We start from the raw sequence: 3,400 nt of genomic DNA, 5'->3' as shown, positions 1-3,400 counted from the left end.
CGGCGCGCGTGCGGGCACGTCGCCGGCGCAGCAACCGGCCGACGCGCCGCCCCGCTCGTTCCCGAGCTCACCGCCCGCGGCCACGGCCACCGAGGCGCAGGCCGACCTGCCCGACGACCGGTACTTCAACCGGGAACTGTCCTGGTTGGACTTCAACGCCCGGGTGCTCGCGCTGGCCGAGGACGCCTCGCAGCCGCTGCTGGAGCGGGCGAAGTTCCTGGCCATCTTCGCCTCGAACCTGGACGAGTTCTACATGGTGCGGGTCGCGGGCCTGAAGCGCCGCGACGAGACGGGGCTGTCGGTGCGCAGCGCGGACGGGCTCACCCCGCGCGAGCAGCTGTCGAACATCTCCAAGCGCACCCAGGAGCTGGTCGAGCAGCACGCCAGGGCGTTCCTCGACCACATCCAGCCGGAGCTGGAGAAGCACGCGATCAGCATCGTCAACTGGGCGCAGTTGACCGACTTCGAGAAGTTGCGGCTGTCGAACTACTTCACCGACCAGGTGTTCCCGGTGCTCACGCCGCTGGCCGTCGACGCCGCGCACCCGTTCCCCTACATCTCGGGCCTGTCGCTGAACCTCGCCGTGACGGTGCGCGACCCGGAGGGCGGCGCGGAGCGGTTCGCCCGCATCAAGGTGCCGGACAACGTGCCGCGCCTGGTCCGCGTGGAGAGCGACCGGACCAGCCCGACGGCGACGTTCCTGCCGTTGGAGGAGCTGATCGCGGCGCACCTGGGCGAGCTGTTCGCGGGCATGCAGGTCATCGAGTGCCACGCGTTCCGGGTCACCCGCAACGCCGACCTGGAGGTCGAGGAGGACCAGGACGAGGACCTGCTCAAGTCGCTGGAGCGGGAGCTGGCGCGGCGCCGGTTCGGCCCGCCGGTGCGGCTGGAGATCGCCGACGACATGACCGAGCACATGCTGGAACGGCTGCTGCGGGAGCTGGAGGTCGACCCGCACGACGTCGTCCAGGTGCCCGGCCTGCTGGACCTGTCGTGCCTGTGGCAGCTCTACAGCGTGGACCGCAAGCAGCTCAAGGACGCGCCGTTCGTGCCCGCGACGCACTCGGCGTTCGGGGAGCGGGAGACGCCGAAGAGCATCTTCGCCACGCTGCGCGAGGGTGACGTGCTCGTGCACCACCCGTACGACTCGTTCTCCACGTCCGTGCAGCGGTTCATCGAGCAGGCGGCGGCCGACCCGCGCGTCCTCGCCATCAAGCAGACGCTGTACCGCACCTCGGGTGACTCCCCGATCGTGGACGCGCTGATCGACGCGGCCGAGGCGGGCAAGCAGGTCGTGGCGCTGGTGGAGATCAAGGCGCGGTTCGACGAGCAGGCGAACATCAAGTGGGCGCGCCAGCTGGAGAAGGCGGGCGTGCACGTCGTCTACGGCCTGATGGGGTTGAAGACGCACTGCAAGACGTCGCTGGTGGTGCGCCAGGAGGGCTCGCGCATCCAGCGGTACTGCCACATCGGCACCGGCAACTACAACCCGAAGACGGCCCGCCTGTACGAGGACATCGGCATCCTGACCGCCGAGCCGACCATCGGCGCGGACCTCACCGACCTGTTCAACGTGCTGACCGGGTACGCCCGGCAGGACCACTACCGCAGCCTCCTGGTCGCGCCGTACGGCGTGCGGCGCGGCATCGTGGAGCGCATCGAGCGGGAGATCGAGCACGCTCGGGCGGGCAACCCCGCCGGTGTGCGCATCAAGGTGAACTCGCTGGTGGACGAGCAGGTCATCGACTCGCTCTACCGGGCGTCGCAGGCCGGTGTGCAGGTGGACGTGGTCGTGCGCGGGGTGTGCGCGCTGAAGCCGGGCATCAAGGGGCTCTCGGAGAACATCCACGTGCGGTCGATCCTGGGCCGGTTCCTGGAGCACTCGCGGGTGTTCCACTTCGTCGGGTGCGGCGAGCACTGGATCGGCAGCGCCGACATGATGCACCGCAACCTCGACCGCCGGGTGGAGGTGCAGGTGCGCGTGACGGACCCGAAGCTCACCGCCCAGCTGGACGCCATGATGGACTCGGCGCTGGAGCCCACCACGCGGTGCTGGGTGCTGCGGCCCGACGGGGAGTGGGAGGCGTCCCCGGCGGACGGCACGCGCGTGCGCGACCACCAGACCGAGATGCTGCGCGCCCACCGCGCGCTGGGGTGACGTCGGTGATCCGGGCAGCGGGCGCCGTGCTGTGGCGCGATGGTTCCGTGGCGGTCGTGCACCGGCCGCGTTACGACGACTGGTCCCTGCCGAAGGGCAAGGTGGACCCCGGTGAGACGGTGCCCGCCGCGGCCGTGCGGGAGGTGCTGGAGGAGACCGGTCACCGCGTGGTGCTGGGCCGGTACCTGTGCCAGGTGTCGTACCGGGCTTTCGGCAAGCCGAAGGTCGTGGACTACTTCAGCGCCAAGGCCGTCGCGGGGACGTTCGTCCCGAACGACGAGGTGGACGAGCTGCGCTGGGTGCCGTTCGCGGACGCCCCCGCGCTCGTCACGCGGGACGAGGACCGGTCGGTGCTGGCGGCGTTCGCGGCCGCTCCCCCGGATTCGGCCACGCTGTTGCTGGTGCGGCACGCGAAGGCGGGCAAGCGGGACAACTGGCCGGGTGACGACAACCTGCGGCCGTTGAGCTCCGCGGGCTGGCGGCAGGCGGCGGGCCTGCGCGCGATGCTGCCGCTGTGGGGGCCGTCGCGGGTGCACTCCGCGCCTCGCGTGCGGTGCGTGGAGACCGTTCAGGGCGTCGCGGAGGACCTGGGCGTGGGCGTGCTGCTGGAGCCGCGGCTGTCGGAGGAGGGCTACTGGCCGGACCGGGAGGCCGGGCTGGTGCGGCTGCTGGAGATCGCCGACGGGGCGGGCACGCCCGTCGTGTGCAGCCAGGGCGGCGTGATCCCGGACGTCGTGTCCACCCTCGCCGACCTGGGCGGGCTGTCCCTGCCGGCCGCCCAGGCGAAGAAGGGCAGCGCCTGGCTGCTGGCGTTCCGGCGCCCCGAGCCGGGGTGGTCCACTTCGGACTCCCACACGTCCTGGCCGCGCCTGGTCTCGGCCCACTACTTCCCCACCTCGCTGCCCGTCCCGACGCCCTGACCACCCGCGTCACGTGCCCGGACAGCGCTCAGGGCCCGGTGCGCGTCCGCATCGGGCCCTGAGCGTGGTGTTGCGCCTGGCCGGTGATCACCCGGCCGGGTTTCACTTCTTCTTGGCTGCCGGGGCCTTCTTCGCCGCGGGCTTGGCGGCGGCCGGGGTGGCCTTCGCCGTCGTCGTCGCCTTGGCCGCCGTGGCCTTCGCCGGGGCGGCCTTCTTGGCCGCCGCGGGCTTCGCCGCGGTGGTCGCCTTCGCCGCGGTCGTCTTCGCGGCGGTGGCCTTGGTCGCGGCGCTCTTGGCGGGCGCGGCCTTGGTGGCGGTGGCG

3 protein-coding genes are annotated in these 3,400 nt (G+C 72.0%); 2 read left to right on the top strand and 1 reads right to left on the bottom strand.

Annotated features, from left to right (window positions below; all coding sequences use genetic code 11):
* Together ACFQ3T_RS35415 and ACFQ3T_RS35410 are read left to right on the top strand one after the other, a co-directional pair.
* On the top strand, nt 1–2,158 hold a 2,158-nt coding region (locus ACFQ3T_RS35415), incomplete at its 5' end, for an RNA degradosome polyphosphate kinase (RefSeq protein WP_380730313.1).
* The gene (locus ACFQ3T_RS35410; RefSeq protein WP_380730311.1) at nt 2,155–3,078 is read left to right on the top strand and encodes an NUDIX hydrolase; all 924 of its coding nucleotides are present in this window, start codon (nt 2,155–2,157) and stop codon (nt 3,076–3,078) included. The genes ACFQ3T_RS35415 and ACFQ3T_RS35410, both read left to right, overlap by 4 nt.
* Nucleotides 3,079–3,180: 102 nt before the next feature.
* Here ACFQ3T_RS35410 and ACFQ3T_RS35405 read toward each other — a convergent pair.
* Nucleotides 3,181–3,400: hypothetical protein (locus ACFQ3T_RS35405; protein WP_380730309.1), on the bottom strand; the 220-nt coding region annotated here is incomplete at its 5' end.

The organism is Saccharothrix hoggarensis, from assembly GCF_042678885.1.
Lineage (GTDB): Bacteria > Actinomycetota > Actinomycetes > Mycobacteriales > Pseudonocardiaceae > Actinosynnema > Actinosynnema hoggarensis.
This window is presented reverse-complemented; position numbering and strand designations above follow the sequence as displayed.